1 protein-coding gene is annotated in these 233 nt (G+C 51.1%); it reads right to left on the bottom strand.

The window, feature by feature from the left end; translation table 11 throughout:
• Window positions 1-233 (bottom strand): carbon starvation CstA family protein (locus tag ACTHSN_RS10920; protein WP_440365326.1); only part of this gene is annotated, 233 nt, incomplete at both ends.

Below are 233 nucleotides of genomic sequence, written 5' to 3'. Positions count from 1 at the left end.
AATCAGCGCAGCCTGACTGTTCATCGCGTAGTACACGCCTGGCTCAAGCGAAGCGGAGGCCGACAGCGCCATAATGGCCACAAAGCTTTCCATAATCATGCCGCCGTAACCTATCATGCGGACGTGGGTTTCGTTTTCCACGATTTTTGGCGTGGTACGTGAAGAAATCAGAGCTTGGAAGCCTGAAACCGCACCACATGCAATGGTAATAAACAAGAATGGGAACAATGCAC

Origin of the sequence: Neisseria sp. P0009.S010 (genome assembly GCF_051958545.1) — a bacterium.
Classification (GTDB): domain Bacteria; phylum Pseudomonadota; class Gammaproteobacteria; order Burkholderiales; family Neisseriaceae; genus Neisseria; species Neisseria subflava_A.
This window is presented reverse-complemented; position numbering and strand designations above follow the sequence as displayed.